Source organism: Paraglaciecola sp. (genome assembly GCF_051252315.1).
GTDB lineage: Bacteria > Pseudomonadota > Gammaproteobacteria > Enterobacterales > Alteromonadaceae > Paraglaciecola.
Genome location: NZ_JBPOFP010000023.1, coordinates 1 through 18,276, shown reverse-complemented (window position 1 = coordinate 18,276; position 18,276 = coordinate 1). Strand labels below are relative to the sequence as shown.

The window sequence follows — 18,276 nt, the reverse complement described above, 5'->3', positions numbered from 1 at the left end:
TATAGACCAGAGCTACACCCAGATTAAATTTAGATACCGTCTCCAAATTCATGAAGACCACATTCCCTTTTTAGGCCGAAGAATCGAGTATCTTGCTCATTCATCCCTTCTTCTAAAGAACGAGTACTGTGCCAATCACCAATAGACACATAACCTTTTTCCCATAATGGGTGATACGGTAAATTGTGTTTTTTAAGATACATGTGCACATCACGATTCGACCAATTAATAATTGGGTACACTTTAATTTGGTTTTTTAGTTGTTGAACGACTGGTAGCTTCCCACGCATATCGGATTGACTGCGGCGTAAACCAGCAAACCAAGTTTTCACCTCTAAATCTTTCAATGCCGCTTGCATTGGCTCTACTTTATTCAAAGTGTTGTATTTTTCTATACCTTCAACACCTTGTTCCCACATTTTGCCCATTTTGGCTTCTTGCCAAGCTGGAGAAATGGATGAACGATAAACTTGTAAATTAAGCTTTAAGCGATCAGTCAATTCATCAATAAATTGGTAAGTCTCATCAAACAGATAGCCAGTATCGGTTAATACCACAGGAATATCAGGGTATTGCTGAGTAACCAAATGCAGCATTACTGCAGCTTGAGCACCAAAACTTGACGACAACATGAAGTTAGCCGGTAAGTTTTGTAAGGCCCAATCAACTCTTTGCTCAGGAGTCTGCGACTCCAAGCTTTCATTGAGTTCAGTTAGCGCTTCGGTCGAGGGAAAATCTCGACCTTGAGCGTCGTTAAGCTGGAACTTGTGAGGCATCATGGAAGTCCTTGGCTGAGTTAACAACCGGCTTAACTACTTCAGCTCTGATAAGAAAATCACCAAAAGCTTCGTTGCTATTACGCTCTGTAGACCAACGTCCAATTAACACATCTAGCTCTTGCATTATCTGCTCTTCGCTAATGTTTTCTTTGTACATACGTGGAATACGTAAGCCTTGACGATCGCCCCCTAAATGGAAGTTATATTTGCCTGGGCCTTTACCGACTAAACCGACTTCGGCCAACATAGCTCTACCACAACCGTTAGGGCAACCCGTAACACGATAGATGATACTTTCATTAGCTAAATTATGTTTAGCTAATAAACCTTCTATCTCTGTCACTGCATTAGGTAAATAACGCTCAGCTTCAGCCATCGCTAATGGACAAGTTGGCAATGCAACACATGCCATTGAATCCATACGCTGCGGACTAACATCATCAGCAATTAAGCCATGCTCACGTGCAATAGATTCGATTTTATCTTTTAGATCTGCAGGTACACCGGCAATAATCAAATTTTGATTAGCCGTCATACGCATATCGCCAGGGTGGATTTTGGCAATTTCTGCACAACCTGTTTTCAGTGTTTTACCTGGAAAATCTAAAATTCGACCATTTTCAATGAACAAGGTTAGGTGATGTTTACCATCGATACCTTCAACCCATCCAATACGGTCACCACGACTGGTAAACTCATAGGGCTTACTGTCAGCAAACACAGTACCTGAACGCTTTTCTACTTCAGCTTTGAAGTTTTCAACACCCACTCTTTCAAGGGTATATTTAGTTTTGGCATTCTTACGGTTAACTCGGTTACCCCAGTCTCGTTGAGTGCTCACTACAGCAGCCGCAACGGCTAAAGTATGCTCTAGACTGATAAAACCAAAGTCGTCAGCTTTACGTGGGAAAGTAGCAGTATCACCGTGAGTCATGGCTAATCCGCCACCCACTAATACGTTAAAGCCAATTAACTTGCCTTCTTTAGCAATTGCCACAAAGTTTAAGTCATTAGCATGCACGTCAATGTCGTTGTGCGGAGGAATTACCACAGTGGTTTTAAACTTACGCGGTAAGTAAGTACTGCCTAATATTGGCTCTTCTGTACTTTCTGCTTTTTTCTCATCTAACCAAATTTCTGCATAGGCACGAGTTTTAGGCAATAAATGTTCACTAATTTTTTTAGCCCATTCGTAAGCTTCTTGATGTACTTCAGACTCGACTGGATTAGAAGTACATAATACGTTCCTATTTACGTCACCAGCTGTAGCAATAGAGTCCATGCCAACTGAATTTAGCATTTGATGCATAGGTTTAACGTTAGGCTTTAATACGCCATGAAACTGGAAAGTTTGACGAGTAGTTAAACGAATACTGCCATATATAGACTTTTCTTCTGCAAATTTATCAATCGCCAACCATTGGTCAGTGGTGATAATACCGCCAGGTAAACGGGCGCGTAACATTACGTTTTGTAGCGGTTCAAGCTTTTGTTTAGCACGTTCTGCACGAATATCACGGTCATCTTGTTGATACATACCGTGAAAACGGATCAGTTGGAAATTATCTCCAACAAAAGCGCCGGTTAAATCGTCTTCTAAATCTTCTGCTATGGTTCCACGCAAAAAATTACTTTGGGTTTTTAAACGTTCGTTATCGGCCAGCTTGCCTTCTACGATAAAATTTTTGTTGTCAGTGCTCATTAGTACACATCCTTCTGATAACGTTTTGCGCGACGCAAGTCATTGATATATTGCTCGGCTTGTTCTTCAGTTTTTCCACCGTGTTCAACGGCAATTTTGACTAAGGCATCTTGTACATCTTTTGCCATATGGTTTGCGTCACCACATACATATAGATGAGCACCGTCTTCTAACCATTTGTATAATTCAGCACCTTTCTCAAGCATACGGTTTTGCACGTATATTTTTTGTTCTTGGTCACGAGAAAATGCCAAGGTAACTTTGTCGACTACACCTTCTTTAACAAAGCGTTGCCATTCTGTTTGATATAAGAAGTCTTGGGTGTAATGTGGGTTGCCGAAAAACAACCAGTTTTTACCTTCAGCTTCATCTGCTTCACGTTGTTGCATAAAGGCGCGGAAAGGCGCAATACCTGTTCCAGGACCAATCATGATAACAGGAGTATTGCCGTCTTCTGGAAGACGGAAATTATCGTTATGTTCAACAAACACTTTCACTTCTCCGCCTTCGTTTAAGCGGGTCGATAAGAAGCTAGATGCACCACCTTGATGAGATTCTCCATGCGCATCAAATTCAACTAAAGCAACTGTAAGATGAACTTCATCTTCGACTTCATCTTGGCTTGAAGCAATTGAATACAACCTAGGTGTTAATCCTCTAAGTGTACTAACAAATTCTTGAGCAGAAACTTTAACTGGGTATTGGCGCACAATATCTATGATTTGGCGAACCGCTAAAAATTCTCTCAAAGCGGCTTTATCTTCCAATAAGGCAGTCAATTCTTTGCTATTTGCATATTCTGCATAGGCTTTAACAAAAGTAGGGTAACTCTGGGTTAACTCTAATTTTTCAACCAAGGCTTCTTTAACGCTTAATTTTTCAGAAGATAATTCAACCTGAGCATCGGCGGTAATGTCTAAAGCAGTTAGCAATTCACTCACTAATTGCTCATCATTTTTGAACCATACGCCAAGTGCATCACCAGGACGATACTGAATACCAGAGTCTTCTAAAGAAATTTCGATATGACGAATATCTTTAACAGAATCTCGACCTGTAATTTTTTGGCTTTCAATTAACGATGCAGTAAAAGGTGCCTTTTTGGTATACTGAGTTCCAGCTGACGTGGCGCCTGAAGTTACCATTGGTGCTGCCGGAGCTGCTTTTGCAATAAGCGTATCTTTTACTTTAGCTGTTACTTCATCAGCCCAAGCGGTAGCTGCAGAATCATAATCCACGTCGCAATCCACTCGGTCCAAAATACGCGTTGCGCCTAGTTTTTCCAAACGCTCATCGAAATCTTTAGCCGTTTGGCAGAAAAATTCGTAACTACTATCGCCCAAACCTAATACCGAAAATTTCAAATCAGCTAATTTAGGGGCTTTTTTGCCACCTAAGAAACCGTGAAACTCAGCAGCATCGTCCGGCGCTTCGCCTTCACCATGAGTACTGACTACTATCACTACATGGCTTTCTGATTTAATCTGCTTAGATTTATAATCAGCCATATTGACTAATTTAGCTGGAATATTTAAACCATCTAACTTGGCTTTATATTCTTCAGCAACAGATTTAGCATTACCCGTTTGAGAGCCATACAAAATTGTTAAAGACTGACTTGCAGTAGCTGGTTGAGGCGCAGTAGCAATCTGTCCAGCTTGCCCTGACTGAGCCAGTCCAGCTAAATAACCACTTAACCAAGTAAGTTGTTGAGAATTTAAGGCACTAGTAGCCTGATTTATTTGAGCCCACTGAGATTCATTTAATCCAGCGGTAAGACCCATATTTTGGTTTATAGATGAAGACATAGAATCGCTAACCGTTATTAATACCACTATAGATTAACGTTCTATGTCCATAACCGGAAAGAATAAAAGATACTTTTTTATAACCAAATTAGATGAAATTAAAAGTGTACTTCGATTCCCGCAAACGCACCTTTAAATTCAAGGTCAGAATAGATGTCATCTAAGTCTTCAAGTTCTAGGCTCACTGCTCTATAACCGACTTGAAACGTCACATCTAAAGCTAGGTTTTCCATCAAGCTATAGGTGATGGCCGCCTGAAAATCAGATAATGAATGATCATCAACATTTAAATAACTACCTTCAGCAAAGGCGCCGAAACCAGTAAAAGGCACGCCAATCTCTAGTCTTGAGTATAACATTGGCACAGGACCCGAGAACGTTTCAAAACCTGACAATGTTGGATCATCTTTATCTGTTACCAACAGTTCCCCATCAATTTGTTTAGCATTAATACCAAAATCAAAACTGATTAAGTCATTGTCAAAAAATTCATAATACAAAATGATGTCAGTACTACTTAATTGCACATCAGTTATAGCATCAGAATTAGCCGTAAATAATTTCCCACCAAAGGTGTAATTGCTCGTTAAGGAAGCACTACCTTGAGTGTCCATGTCGGTCTTTTGTATTTTAATATTGGGTATAAGTGGAATAGGGTGCTCAAAAGCAGCGTAGATATTTGACTTTGCTTTTTGGTCAAAATCGAACGCGAGATTATTACCATCTTGAGAAAACCCACCATCAACTTCCATATTCCAGCCCTGGGCGCCTGCGTACAACCCTAAAAGTGTATCTGCTTGGCTGGTAAAGCTAGCGCATAAGGTCATTAGCCCTAAAGTAACCGCTGTTTTTTTCATTATTTATCCTTGATTTAACAATTCGCTTAATTCGATTAAAGCAGCATTTGCCCGTGAAATATAGTTCGCCATTACTAACGAGTGATTAGCTAACATACCAAAACCACTGCCGTTTAATACCATAGGACTCCATAACGATTCTTGTGTGGCTTCAAGTTCACGAATAATTTGTCGCAAGCTTACTTGTGCATTTTTCTTTTCAAGCACATCAGCAAAATCTACTTCAACCCCTTTTAAGAAATGTAACAACGCCCAACTTGCACCTCTTGCTTCGTAAAAGTTGTCATCTAATTGCCACCAGCTTGTTTTGTCACTGAGTACCGTTGCGCTAGGTGTCGATTGGTGTGCCTGCGCATCACCCGCCAAATTGGTATCTAAGCGTTCTTGTCCAACGCTGGCACTTAAACGTTGCGACAAACTCCCCATACGCTTTTCAACTTGCTTCAACCAATCTCGCAAATTATCTGCACGAGCATAAAATTGCGCTTGTTGTTGATTGGGATCAGATAAGCTACTTCGGTAAGCAATCAAGTTGTCGATGCCTTCTTGGTATTTTGATTCAGCTGACGGCAACAACCAACTTAAGCTGTCTATATTAAATTGAGGTTGAGCTTTAGTTAAAAAGGGATTTTCAAGTGATTGGCTTTGCGAACGGCTAAAATCTTTACGCATGGCTAAGGCTAAATCACGGGTCATTTCTAGAGCGCCAAACTCCCAGCTTGGCATGTTATCCATCATAACACTTGGTGGTAACACGTCATTTGATAGATACCCACCTGACTTATTCAACAAGGTTTCGGCAACAGTGATTAAGCTAGTTGTAATAGTGTATCCAGCTACAATTTGCTCTTGATTTTGTGTGGCTTGTTGATTGGCTAATGCAAAAGGTTCAAATGTGTCTGGTTCAAAACTCCAAATGAATGACAACAACCACAAAAATACAATAAATATACTGGTGTATCCAATCAGCCATTTAGGCGTAATATACTGTTTCATTTTGTTCCCTTAATGATGATGTTTGTGGATCGAAGGTGATTTAACATCGGCCTTAAAACGAATATTTTTTCCGCTTTTAGTTTGTACACTTAAGTCTAGCACCTGATTTTCACTCAACGGTTGTTTCAAACCAAATAACATAATATGTAAGCCACCAGGTGCAAAATGAAGAGTTTGACCCGCTTCGATTTTCACTTCAGATTGCTGTTGCATTTTCATCATTCCGTTATGATGAATGTGATTGTGAATCTCAGCTTTGGCAACAAAATTAGCTTTAGCGCCCACTAAAAACTCAGCATGTTGTGAATTATTTTCAATTGTAAAGTAGGCAGCGGTGTTAGGCACGCCAGGAGGTAATAGTCTTACAGTCGCTTGGGTCACTAACAGCTCAGCATGAGATAAAGTACAACATAAACTCAATATTAAAAGGGCTACCCGAATCATAATCACTTAATCTTTTTTAGTCTGTATAAGCGATTATTCAGTAAATTCTTAAAACTTACTACTAGATCTCAAAACATATAGCCTAGTCGCTCAATTAATAAGCAGGTTGATGGCGATCTTTCACTAACAAATATACAACCAATGCAAACAAAATTGCTGGCCAAAACACGCTTATTCCTGCAATGAATAAACCAACAGCTGCAGCGAATAGGCCTAAAACGACAGCGCCAACTAAACTAATAGCAACAATAAAACCAATGATAACTAACAAAACAACCACTCCTGTGACGGCTAAAATTGCAATTAAAGGTTCAATGTCTTCATTAGCAAATGACATACTCCAATCAAACCATTGTGTAGCAATGTGACCAAAACATGATGTCAATACAATTGCTATCAGAATGGCCAATACTAAATTCTTAAACATAAGTTTTTCCTCTTAATTGAGAAACAAGTCATCTATCTGTTTGGTAACAGAACAGTTGCAGCAATATAAGCAATCACAGTGACCATCGGCAACGCTATTAGGCATACAATGGCAGCAACTCGAATTAACGACCTTGGCACATTCCAATGCCTGGCCAATCCACTACACACGCCTGAAATTTTGCGGTGTGCTGAATCTTTATATAATCGATTTACTTCATAAATATTTCTCATCGATTTCTCCTTAATATTTGAATTAACAATGAAAGTCAGTTAGCGGTTAGTAACGTTTAATCTCAGTTACTAACCTAACTAGACATAAAATTAAGCAACTTTTTTACGTAAGGCCTCTAACTCTTTTTCAATCGCACTTTCATTTTCAAGTTCTTGAAATTGCGCATCTAAGCCTTGAGATTCATTGACTAAATCGTATGCATCCACCTGCGCTTCTAAGTCATCAATACGGCGCTCGTATTGCTCGAACCTAACAATGGCATCATCAATCTTTATTGAGTGCGTTTTGTTTTTAGCTGTCATACGTACTGAAGCAGAACGCTCTCTGATAACTAAAGACTTTTGTTTTGCTCTGGCTTCTACCAATTTATCCTGTAGCTTGCCTGTATCAGCCTGTAACTTGGACAAAGACTCTTCTACCACATCCATTTCTTGAGTTAGAGCAGTTACCTTTTGTTGACCCGCATGTTTTTCAACAAGCGCTGCCTTCGCTAGGTCTTCTCTACCTTTTTCCATAGCTAATGTAGCTTTTGACTGCCAATCTTTAGTTTGTTGCTTTAACTTATCCAATTGACGCTGAAGATGTCTTTTTTCAGCTAAGTTAGATGCAGCAACTGAACGTAATTCAACTAAAGTCTCTTCCATTTCTTGAATAAGCAACTTGACCACTTTTACCGGATCTTCGGCCTTGTCTAAAATTGCGTTAATGTTCGCTTGTACAATATCTGACATTCTTGAAAACATACCCATTTTGATTCCTCCAAAAGATTAATGAGATTTACTACTGGGCTATTCCAGCACTAGTAAACCTATTACAAGTCGTGTGCCAACTTCACAAAACGACATAAACACTTGTTTTTAAAGGATTTAAATAAAACTTCAAACTTAACTAACCAAAACAGAATTGGTTAAATTAACCAACGAAATGGCGAAATTAGCCTAAATATATACATTTACTAAAGCGAGGGGTGAATAGGAGATTTTTGGTTTAATACGAGCCAAAACACACTGAATTGGATAACTTAAAAAAGTGGAACATTAGAAAATAATGAAATTTAAAATCAAGAACTGAACATGAATAAATAAAACGTATTGCTACTGAAATAACGGGAAAGGAATAGGTATAGGTAAAAGTAAGAATAAACTTAGAAGATTTACGTTTAAAAGATTATGAACAAGTGGGGCGGTAAAATAACAGAAGAAACAGTCAATACAACAATTAGAGACTGTTTCGAAAAATGATAGATTTGTGGTAACGCACCAATGATGGTTTATTCCGTACCGACAGGTAAGCACTATAGGCTACAGCACCTGCCAAATACGTAATCACTGGCATAAGCAACAATACTAACAAAGATGATTGAAAAAACATGGTCAACCTCCTTACTGAGCGATAGCTTTAGACACCTCAGTTTTTTTAGCTTTTATATCAGTAATAGTCACTCTAGTCTTAAGTGCTTTACCTTCTGTAAAACCTACTTTTTGAGCAGTATTTACAACTGATTCTGTTAAGCTATTTTGTAATTCTTGTTGAGCAACTGTCATAGCTTGATTCACAATTTTGGTTACATAACCTTCTAGTGAAACTTCTGCAGCTTGTACACTTGTACCAGCAACTAGACTAAGAGTTAAAGCAACAGCGGCGATTTTAGATTTAGCAAACATAATATATTCCTTGTGTAATAGTGACTACCAAACCATTTTGGCAGTTAATTAATAAGTCGAAGTATGTATTGCTATAGTTGTGCCAGTTTTAAATAAATAGTTATCTAATTGATATTATTGAAGTTTTTTATTTCAGTAAAAAAGGCATGTCGATTACATTTGTAGAAGAAACTACGAAGTGGTTTTTTTAACCAACTTAATTGGTCAAAAATACCACTCCATGTCAAAAGGAGATAATATGCAGGTGGAAAGGTGTTAAGGCAGCATTTCTGATTGGAATTTTGTAGCTTTTGCTTGCGCTTCTAATAAGGTATCCAGAGCGTCGGTTAATAACTCGATGCCGACTTCTCGCTTAGTCCCATTTTGGCTTAAGTAACGTCGCCATATACGTCCACCAGCTTGGCCTTGAAATAAGCCCAACATATGCCGAGCGATATGCCATGGCCTAGCACCTTCACTAATTTGCTGTTCTACGTAAGGCAACATAGCTTGAACTATTTCAACTCTCGTTTTAATAGGTGCTGGATCCTGATAAAAACGTTGATCAACTTCCGCTAACAAATAGGGATTACTGTAAACTTCTCGACCTATCATCACCCCATCTACGTGTTGTAAATGTTGCTGTGTTTGTTCTAATGTTTTTATTCCGCCATTGATACTGATGTTCAATTCAGGAAATTCTTGTTTTAACTGATATACCCTATCGTACATCAAAGGAGGGACGTCACGATTTTGTTTAGGGCTTAACCCTTTTAACCAAGCTTTACGAGCATGTACCGTAAAAATGTCACAACCAGCCTGAGACACAATATCAATAAAGTGAGTCAAATCTTGGTATTCATCCATATCGTCGATACCAATTCTGGATTTGACCGTAACCGGTATATCTACTTCGGCTTGCATAGATTTGATACACTCGGCAACAGTCGCTGGCTCAGCCATTAGACAAGCACCAAAGCGCCCATTCTGCACGCGATCAGAAGGACAACCTACGTTGATATTGACTTCGTCATAACCATATTTTTGTGCTTCGGCTGCACATCTAGCCATATCACCAGGATCAGAGCCCCCCAACTGCAAAGCCACAGGATGTTCAGCTTGGTTATAGGCCAGATAATCTCCCTTACCAAATATTATTGCACCCGTGGTCACCATTTCGGTATACAGCAAAGTATGTTTAGAGATTTGCCTTAGAAAATAACGACAGTGTTTATCTGTCCAATCGAGCATAGGCGCGACAGAAATGGTGCGATTTAGTGGTTGTTTCATCTGTACTAATGCTCGAATAAAAAAAGGGCGCGCATTTTAGCCGATTTTATACGTCAGGGCTAGAGTGTGGAATGTAGCAAGTGCATTGTTAAGTGTTTTAAAAGTGCAATGCATGTCGTATTATACATAATAATGAAGTTAATGAGATTCACGAAATGACTAAACCAACAAATTCTCGCAGAGACTTTTTCAAAAAAACAGCCGCAGCTTCTATGGGGCTTGCGCTAACACCCAGTTTGTTGGCAGAAACAAATACCTCAAAAACGGCGACACCTTTAGACCAAGTAAAACCTATTTGGCGAAACAAACAAGAGGGTGTGACTTATCGAATGATGGGCAGAACTGGGATGATGGCTTCTGAGTTGGTTCTAGGCACTTTCCCTTTTAACAATGACTCTTATGACCCTGTAATGGACTACGGAATTGAAAAAGGTATTAATTACATAGATACAGCAGCGGCATATAACAATGGGCTGGTTGAGACCACCATAGGCAACTATTTCAAAAAATCAGGTAATCGCGATAAGGTCTTTTTGTCTACTAAGTTAAGTTATTACTATGGATATATCGACAAAGTAATTCGAGAAATCGAAAAAGGCTTACCTCAAGGTAAAAAAGACGCATTGCTTAAAAAAGCTAATGAAATGATTGAGCAGCGTTCGGTTATGAAACCGGGCTACCATATGAATTATTTTACTGGTCAGGAAGCCCAATTTCCGAAAACCTATTATCGACATTTAATGCTTCAAGAATATGGCTTTAAGTCTGAGTGGCGGGGAAAAATTAAGCAACACGCCTATAAGTTACTTGAAGGCGCACTTAAACGTTTACAAACAGATCATCTAGATGTTCTACATTGCCCACATGGTATTGCCATGCCTGAAATGATGGACGATGAGGTGCTGCAGGAATTATTCGTTGAATTTAAACAAAAAGGGTTAATCCGTGCATCTGCGGTTTCATTTCATAATGATGTGGCAGGACATTTGGCTAAAGCCATTGAAGTGGATTATTACGACGTCACTATGTTTGCTTACAATATTGCTAATCATGCTGCGCTAGAAAACCTAATGTTTAAGGCTAAAGAAGCGGGCATAGGCATGGTAGCCATGAAAGTGGCTAAATTGTTATGGTTAAAAGATCAACCGCAGTGGCGCCTCGATAAATTAAACACCACGATCCCAGATAAAGACATGTCTAAATTTTCCAAAGCTTATTTATGGGCTTTACAAAACCCCAACTTGTCATGTTGTGTTTCTGAAATGCATACAATAGATATTATGGTCGACAATTTAAAAGTAATGGGCAGAAAAGTAGACATAGCGTCAGTTTAATCATAGAAATTTGAACAATAAAAAAGCCAGTGACAAAATCACTGGCTTTTCAATCCGTCTGGGAATTTAAGGACGGGATGTACTTCTCGAATCAAGTTTACAACGGATTACCTTCAGGGCTTAGTTCCACCACGTTTGTAAACATGGGCTTTAAGCTTTCAAATACTTTTGCTTTATCACCCACCACCACAGTTATCATCTCATCGAGTTTAAGGTGTTTAGCCGCTAATGCATTAAGTTCTTGTTGTGAGATATTTGCAAGAATACTATTTTGCTGCTCCTTAAAACTTTTATCTAAGTTATAAGTCATGATCTCCGCTAAAAAACCAAGCTTTTGTCGTGGTGTTTCAAAACTACGTGCATCTCTTTGACCAATCGCACTTTTTACAAATTGTAATTCTTTAGTGGTCATGCCTTTATCTGCGAAGAGTTGAATTTCTTTTCTAAATTGAACTATTGAATCGGCAGTGGTATCGGCTCTTACACCAGCTTGCGCCCTATAAACGCCCTGAAATTCGTTGCCTCTAAATAACGACCAAGCACCATAGGAATACCCTTTATCTTCTCGTAAATTTAAGTTAATTCGACTATTAAAGGCACCACCTAAATTATAATTCATTAAATCTGCACGATAATATTCGCCCGTCGCATCGTATTTTAAAGCTCGCTTACCAATACGAATTTCTGACTGGGCTGCATCGGGTTTATCAATAAAATACAAGGTACCAGCTGCTAGCTCTGGAAATGTTTGGATACTTGGCATTTCGCTGGTTTGACCTTGCCAAGCTTCTAGTCCTGAAATCGCTTGTTTTACTTGATTATTGTTTAAGTTACTCACCACAATAAGCTCAGATTTTTGCGGACCATACTGCTGTTTATAAAAAGCTTTCACATCATCTAATGTGAGCTTTTCAACGGTTGAAACAAGCCCTCCGTTTGCATAAGCAAAACTATTATCATTGCCGAATAACAATTTATTAAATGTATTAGTTGCCGTTACACTCGCATTCTTTTTGGCGGTTTTTAACCCTTCAATTTGTTGTTTTTGTAAGCGACTAAAGTCTGCAGCATCAAACTTAGGCTGCGTTAATTTTTCAACCGCTATGGCTAAAGTCTGATCTAAATTTTTTGTCAAACTTCTGATATTTAAGGTAGTGAATTTATCTCCGGCTCCAAAACTTACCTGTGAGCCTAACTTTTGCAGCTTGTTAGATAACTCTTCGGCGCTAGATTGTAGGGTTTGCTCACTCATCATTGCCGCTGTCAAAGAGGCAAGGCCTAATTTGTCTACACCTTCTCGTGTTTGACCGGCAGGGATACGTAAACGAATGGTGGTGGTTGGCACTTCATCATTTACAGAGCCTAAAATCTTGATGCCATTTTTAGTTTGGCTTCGATAAATTTCCGGAACGCTAATACTAGGGTTTTTACCCGATGCAGGAATAACAGAACGATCAAAGTTAGATGTGCCAGGGCGAAGTGCCAACTCTGTTACATCAGTATCTTCTGGAATATGACGTTGGTATCGGTTCCAAGTATCAGGTTTGATGATTTTATCGCCTTGGCCTTTAGGCACTATGCTCATCACTACTGTATGCTTGTTTTTAATATATTTTTTATAAACACGCATCACATCTTCTTTAGTGACATTTTCATATCGTGCTACATCATCACCGATGCCGTTAGGGTTATTTCTGAAGGTTTGGTAAGCCGCTAATTGACTTACTTTGCCACTCACACTTTCTAATCCGTAGATCATGCCAGATACAATGCCCGCTTTTACACGTTCAATGTCGTCACTTTCTGCACCACCTCTGTTTTCAAACTCAAGCAGAGAATCACGAGCAATTTTTTCTAGTTCGGCTAACGAAGTACCCGGTGTTGGAAGGCCTAACAAGGTAAACTGACAGCTCAACTCTCCACAAGCGTGACCGGCCTGGGCTTGAACTGCTTTGCCATTTTTCACCATGTTTTTATATAGCAATGAGGTTTTGCCAGAACCCAAGATAGACATCAACACGTCTAATGGCGCTTCATCTGGGTGATTCACGTGCACGGTAGGGAAAGACATATACATTAAAGACAAAGACACATTGTCTTCCATAGAAATATAGCGATCTTCAGGTAAAGTCACTTTGGTATAAATTGGATCTTCTACAGCAGGGCCTTTAGGTATACCGCCAAAGTATTTTTTAACCCAAGCTAAGGTTTGCGCCTCATCTAAATCTCCACCAATGGTAAGAGTGGCATTATTAGGCCCATACCAACGTAAGAAAAATTTCTTTAGGTCGGTTAAATTTGCTCGATTTAAGTCTTCAATATATCCAATGGTTAACCAAGAGTACGGATGCCCTTCGGGAAACATTGCTTCGTTTACTCTTTCACGTAATAAACCATAAGGTCGATTATCGTAGTTTTGGCCCCGTTCATTTTTAACGGTTTCTCTTTGATTTTCGAACTTTTCAGGCGTCACAGCATCTAAGAAAAAGCCCATTCGGTCTGCTTCTAACCACAACATACGTTCAAGTTGATTAGCAGGAACAGTTTCATAATAATTGGTTCGATCTGTATTAGTTGTGCCATTTAGCGTACCGCCAGATTCAGTTATCAAACCAAAATGCTGTTCATCTGCCACATTTTCTGAACCTTGAAACATCATGTGTTCAAAAAAGTGTGCAAAGCCGGATTTGCCTATATCTTCACGTGCAGACCCAACGTGATAGGTAATATCAACATGTACCAAAGGATCTGAGTTATCTGGATGCAACACGATAGTTAAACCATTGTCTAATTCGTATTTGTTAAATGGGATGATTAATTCATCACCTTTTTTAGTCACAGAAGTGATTTTAGAAATACCAGCCGGCAAATCTACTGATGGAGACACTTGTTCGGCCGAAGCCTGCGAAGAAGTATTAGACTCGTTAACGCTGCATGCACTCAAACTTAATAATGAAGCCATGCCGACAAACAATATAGCTGGTTTTTTCATATTGAAAATTACTCTTACAATCTAAAAACAAAGACAAATAATGATACACAAGTTGATACAGTTAAAGCCCTAATAACTATTTTTTACAGCTTAAATGTAAATATTTGCGACATTTCTATGATTGTTGGACTTCATCACTTTGCACTAGTTTACCGATAGTTTAGAATCGCAGCAGCCTTGGAGTAGTTGTTATTATGTTTGCAGTTTTTTCATTAATTTTTGGTGCCATATCGTCAATTTTTTATTTTTTGAATACGATATTTTGGCTTATCCCAATACTGATTTTTTCATTTTTAAAGTTAATACCCATTCAAATTTGGCAAACCTTTATGTCTTATTTGTTAGACGGCTGCGCCACTATGTGGATCAGTGTAAATACACTTAATCAAAATTTGTTTAGCCGCACTAAATTTGAAGTCACAGGTTTAGAAGGAGTGAGCACCAAAGATTGGTATCTAGTGATTTCTAACCACAGATCTTGGGTAGATATTTTGGTGTTGCAAAGAGTATTCAATCGCAAAATTCCTTTCTTAAAATTCTTCTTAAAAAAAGAACTGATTTGGGTTCCCTTTTTAGGCTTAGCCTGGTGGGCGTTAGATTTTCCTTTTATGCATAGATATAGCAAAGCCTTAATTGCCAAACGCCCAGATTTAAAAGGTAAAGATTTAGAGAACACACGCAAAGCCTGTGAAAAATTTAAGCACAAACCCGTCAGCATCATGAATTTTGTTGAGGGCACTCGACTTACCCCAGAAAAACACAAAAGACAGTCTGGACAATTTCAACATTTGCTTAAACCTAAGGCGGGTGGCATTGCATTTGTATTAGGCGCAATGGGCGAGCAATTACATAAACTATTAGATGTCACCATACATTATCCAGACGGAACACCTTCTTATTGGGATTTTGTTAGCGGTAAAGTACGCAGGATTCAGGTACAAGTAAAAATCCAATCAGTTGCAGACATCATAAATAGTGACGTTTATAGTTCTGAATATTTTGATGATCCCAGACAAAGAGTGAAATTTCAGCGCTGGTTAACTGATTTATGGCTAGAAAAAGATAAAGACTTACAAACACTAAGTTCAAACAAGGCACCTGATGCTTAGTTTTTTGCCTTGGATTGTGATTTTCCCAATCCATTCTTTATTGCAAATTGTGAGTTTAATTTTTTGGTCAAGCCTGATTATTATTTTAGGTTTAGTTAAATTATTAATACCCGTTAGTTCTATTAATGCCCCTATAAATAAACTGCTAAGTTTTCTAACCTTTGGATGTGGAGTCAGCAGTGTTGCCTTGGTCAAGGTTTTTAATGCCGTAAAATTTGATTACCAGATCGACGGCGAACTTAAACAAGAAGATTGGTATTTACTCATTTCTAATCATTTAAGTTGGTTAGATATCATTTTACTCATTGACTTTGCCTCATCAAAAATTCCAGCGCCTAAGTTTTTTCTCAAAAAAGAATTAATATGGGTACCTTTTGTAGGCCTTGGAGCATGGGCATTAGACATGCCATTTATGCAAAGATATAGCCGCCAATTTATTGAAAAAAACCCTCAATTAAAAGGCAAGGATATAGAAACCACTAAAAAGTCTTGTGAAAAATTTCGGCAAACCCCTACTACTGTCATTAATTTTGTAGAAGGTAATAGGTTCACTCACGAAAGACATAAACAAAAAGCCAGTGTTTATAAGAATTTATTACCACCTAGAGCAGGGGGCATTGCCTTCACTTTGGCGGCTATGGGTGAGTTGTTTACAAGCATTTTGGATATTTCTATTGTGTATCCCAATACCCAAGATAGCCCAATGATGGCTATGCTAGGTGGAAACCTTAAAAATGTAGCGTTACACGTTAAAGTGAAACCTATCACACAAGAAATCACCGGTGATTATTTTAATGACCCTGAATTTAAACAAAAATTTCAACTTTGGTTAAACGACACTTGGTCAGAAAAAGATCAAGTAATCGAAGACATAGTAGGGAAAAATTAAGTGCAAGAATCAAATTTTATTCATCAACAATTAGTCACAGGTTTAAGTTACTTAGGTTTAGAAGTACCTACAGAAAGTTTGACCTTTCAGGCCATATCCTTAGGTGTTATTTTGGTTTTAGCTTGGATAAGCCTAAAACTATCAGGATTAATCTTTAATGGCCGAATGGCAGCATTAATCACTAAAAGTAAAAATCAGTTCGATGACGAATTACACAAACACGGTTTTTTTAAGCGCAGTGGACACCTCTTCCCTGCTTTAGCTATTTATTTACTCAGCCCCTTACTCATTGAAAACCCTTCGTTACTGGCATTCTTACAAAAGTCCGCTGTGGTATATGTCATTTTCGTCACGGTAATGGCTTGTAGCGCTTTATTAAACACCATAGAAGACACTTACAATGCGTCTAATTTAGCCAAAAAAGCCCCCATCACTGGCTTTATTCAAGTGGGTAAATTATTCATAGTCATTATTGCCGGCTTGTTGATGATTTCTAATTTATTAGATAAATCTCCATTATTGTTATTGTCTGGCTTAGGCGCTGTAACCGCCATTTTGTTATTGTTGTTTAGGGATACCATTTTAGGTTTTGTCGCAGGTATTCAGATTGCCGCGAACCGCATGGTGAACACAGGTGACTGGATTGAAATGCCAAAGTATGGCGCCGATGGAGATGTATTACAGGTTGGTTTAACCACAGTCAAAGTACAAAACTGGGATAAAACCATTTCTACCATTCCCACCTATGCATTAATAACAGAGTCAGTTAAAAATTGGCGCGGTATGTCTGAATCGGGTGGCCGTAGAATTAAACGTTCAATTAATATTGATGTACAAAGCATTCAATTTTGTGACCAAGAAATGCTTAAAGAATTATCTTCTATTCGGTATATCAAAGCTTACGTAGAGTCTAAGTTACAAGAATTACAATCGTTTAATCAAGAACAAAAAATTGAGACTCAAGACCTAGTAAACAGTCGCAGATTAACCAATATTGGGACGTTAAGAGCTTATATGCAGGCTTACATTCAAGCCCATCCTAAAATTAACAAAGATATGACCTTAATGGTACGTCAACTACCCGCTACCGAATTAGGTGTGCCTCTAGAGGTTTATTGTTTTAGTGCAGATAAAGTTTGGACAAACTTTGAAGCAATACAAGGGGACATATTTGATCACTTCTTGGCAATGTTGCCAGTGTTTAAATTAAGAGCCTATCAAAGAGTGAGTGATAGGCCTTAAGGAAAAGTACTTAACTCAAAATCTGTTAAATTATGCAGTACACAGAGCGTACACAAAAACGATAAATAACACTAAACCTGATGCACCGAAAAATCCGTATTCAATTTTAGTTTGTAACGGGTTGGTGCCAGCAGGTTGTGGGAACAAACTCATAATAATACTGCTAAGTCCCATAACAAATGTGATCAATGCGAAAGTGAATAAAATAGGTTCGTGCCAATTACTCATAAATAATTCCCTAAAAAAATATTAACTCCCTCTATTATGCACCAAATTTTGAAAAAGCGGCATAACACATTAGTTTTTTATTACTTAAAATCAGTAATTTGAATTAGATAATTGTGTCGTGATTTTTGGTGTAATACTTAAAAATCTGGTCAATTTCACTAAAATCACGAATTAACACTGCTCTACAAATCACTCCCAAACTCCATAACCACATGTTTTTATTATACTTTTTAAAATTGGCCTAAGCATTGCTCTAATCACAAGAAGAAACATTGGTATCAGATAATTTATAAAGCCTGATC

18 protein-coding genes are annotated in these 18,276 nt (G+C 38.4%); 4 read left to right on the top strand and 14 right to left on the bottom strand.

The features are described from left to right. Positions 1–29: 29 nt before the first annotated feature. From ACSHXM_RS06580 to dusA, 12 genes are all read right to left on the bottom strand, one after another. Complete coding sequence (locus tag ACSHXM_RS06580; protein WP_435687969.1) at positions 30–776, bottom strand: phosphoadenylyl-sulfate reductase; 747 nt, start codon at positions 774–776, stop codon at positions 30–32. After that, positions 754–2,481 (bottom strand): assimilatory sulfite reductase (NADPH) hemoprotein subunit, encoded by a 1,728-nt coding sequence (gene cysI, locus ACSHXM_RS06575; protein WP_435687948.1) that lies wholly within the window; start codon positions 2,479–2,481, stop codon positions 754–756. The genes ACSHXM_RS06580 and cysI overlap by 23 nt, the downstream gene beginning before the upstream one ends. After that, a complete protein-coding gene (locus ACSHXM_RS06570; RefSeq protein ID WP_435687947.1) occupies positions 2,481–4,289 on the bottom strand; it encodes an assimilatory sulfite reductase (NADPH) flavoprotein subunit in 1,809 nt (602 codons plus the stop codon). The genes cysI and ACSHXM_RS06570 overlap by 1 nt, the downstream gene beginning before the upstream one ends. A 98-nt stretch (positions 4,290–4,387) precedes the next feature. Then, complete coding sequence (locus ACSHXM_RS06565) at positions 4,388–5,146, bottom strand: TIGR04219 family outer membrane beta-barrel protein (protein WP_435687946.1); 759 nt, start codon at positions 5,144–5,146, stop codon at positions 4,388–4,390. A 3-nt stretch (positions 5,147–5,149) separates the two neighbouring features. Continuing rightward, a complete protein-coding gene (locus ACSHXM_RS06560) occupies positions 5,150–6,142 on the bottom strand; it encodes a DUF2333 family protein (RefSeq protein ID WP_435687945.1) in 993 nt (330 codons plus the stop codon). Positions 6,143–6,151: 9 nt separating this feature from the next. Beyond that, positions 6,152–6,586 (bottom strand): copper chaperone PCu(A)C, encoded by a 435-nt coding sequence (locus ACSHXM_RS06555; protein WP_435687944.1) that lies wholly within the window; start codon positions 6,584–6,586, stop codon positions 6,152–6,154. Positions 6,587–6,680: 94 nt separating this feature from the next. After that, positions 6,681–7,013, bottom strand: a complete 333-nt coding sequence (locus ACSHXM_RS06550) for a hypothetical protein (protein ID WP_435687943.1) — start codon at positions 7,011–7,013, stop codon at positions 6,681–6,683. A gap of 32 nt (positions 7,014–7,045) precedes the next feature. After that, the gene (locus tag ACSHXM_RS06545; protein ID WP_435687942.1) at positions 7,046–7,246 is read right to left on the bottom strand and encodes a PspC domain-containing protein; all 201 of its coding nucleotides are present in this window, start codon (positions 7,244–7,246) and stop codon (positions 7,046–7,048) included. 90 nt (positions 7,247–7,336) lie between these two features. Next, positions 7,337–7,996, bottom strand: a complete 660-nt coding sequence (gene pspA / locus ACSHXM_RS06540; protein ID WP_435687941.1) for a phage shock protein PspA — start codon at positions 7,994–7,996, stop codon at positions 7,337–7,339. 469 nt (positions 7,997–8,465) lie between these two features. Then, entirely contained in the window at positions 8,466–8,618 is a 153-nt protein-coding gene (locus tag ACSHXM_RS06535; RefSeq protein ID WP_435687940.1) for a hypothetical protein, read from the bottom strand. A gap of 11 nt (positions 8,619–8,629) precedes the next feature. Next, a complete protein-coding gene (locus ACSHXM_RS06530; protein ID WP_435687939.1) occupies positions 8,630–8,911 on the bottom strand; it encodes a hypothetical protein in 282 nt (93 codons plus the stop codon). Between the two features lie 255 nt (positions 8,912–9,166). Further along, positions 9,167–10,180 carry a tRNA dihydrouridine(20/20a) synthase DusA gene (dusA, locus tag ACSHXM_RS06525; protein WP_435687938.1) on the bottom strand — a complete coding sequence of 338 codons (1,014 nt, stop codon included), beginning with the start codon at positions 10,178–10,180 and terminating at the stop codon, positions 9,167–9,169. Positions 10,181–10,335: 155 nt separating this feature from the next. Here dusA and ACSHXM_RS06520 point away from each other — a divergent pair, with 155 nt between their 5' ends. After that, complete coding sequence (locus ACSHXM_RS06520) at positions 10,336–11,514, top strand: aldo/keto reductase (protein WP_435687937.1); 1,179 nt, start codon at positions 10,336–10,338, stop codon at positions 11,512–11,514. Between the two features lie 97 nt (positions 11,515–11,611). Here ACSHXM_RS06520 and ACSHXM_RS06515 read toward each other — a convergent pair whose 3' ends face one another. Beyond that, positions 11,612–14,506: an insulinase family protein gene (locus tag ACSHXM_RS06515; protein ID WP_435687936.1), complete on the bottom strand. Its 2,895-nt coding sequence runs from the start codon at positions 14,504–14,506 to the stop codon at positions 11,612–11,614. A 194-nt stretch (positions 14,507–14,700) separates the two neighbouring features. Between ACSHXM_RS06515 and ACSHXM_RS06510 the strand changes: the two genes are divergently transcribed. Genes ACSHXM_RS06510 through ACSHXM_RS06500 form a run of 3 tightly spaced genes read left to right on the top strand, consistent with a single transcriptional unit; the run spans position 14,701 to position 17,746 of the window. Further along, on the top strand, positions 14,701–15,615 hold the full coding sequence (locus ACSHXM_RS06510; protein ID WP_435687935.1) for an acyltransferase: 915 nt from the start codon (positions 14,701–14,703) through the stop codon (positions 15,613–15,615). Continuing rightward, positions 15,608–16,504 carry an acyltransferase gene (locus ACSHXM_RS06505; protein ID WP_435687934.1) on the top strand — a complete coding sequence of 299 codons (897 nt, stop codon included), beginning with the start codon at positions 15,608–15,610 and terminating at the stop codon, positions 16,502–16,504. Before ACSHXM_RS06510 ends, ACSHXM_RS06505 begins: the two co-directional genes overlap by 8 nt. Then, on the top strand, positions 16,505–17,746 hold the full coding sequence (locus ACSHXM_RS06500) for a mechanosensitive ion channel family protein (RefSeq protein WP_435687933.1): 1,242 nt from the start codon (positions 16,505–16,507) through the stop codon (positions 17,744–17,746). Positions 17,747–17,776: 30 nt separating this feature from the next. On the opposite strand, the gene ACSHXM_RS06495 is transcribed toward ACSHXM_RS06500, so the two are convergent. Beyond that, positions 17,777–17,974 carry a hypothetical protein gene (locus ACSHXM_RS06495; RefSeq protein ID WP_435687932.1) on the bottom strand — a complete coding sequence of 66 codons (198 nt, stop codon included), beginning with the start codon at positions 17,972–17,974 and terminating at the stop codon, positions 17,777–17,779. Positions 17,975–18,276 lie beyond the last annotated feature (302 nt).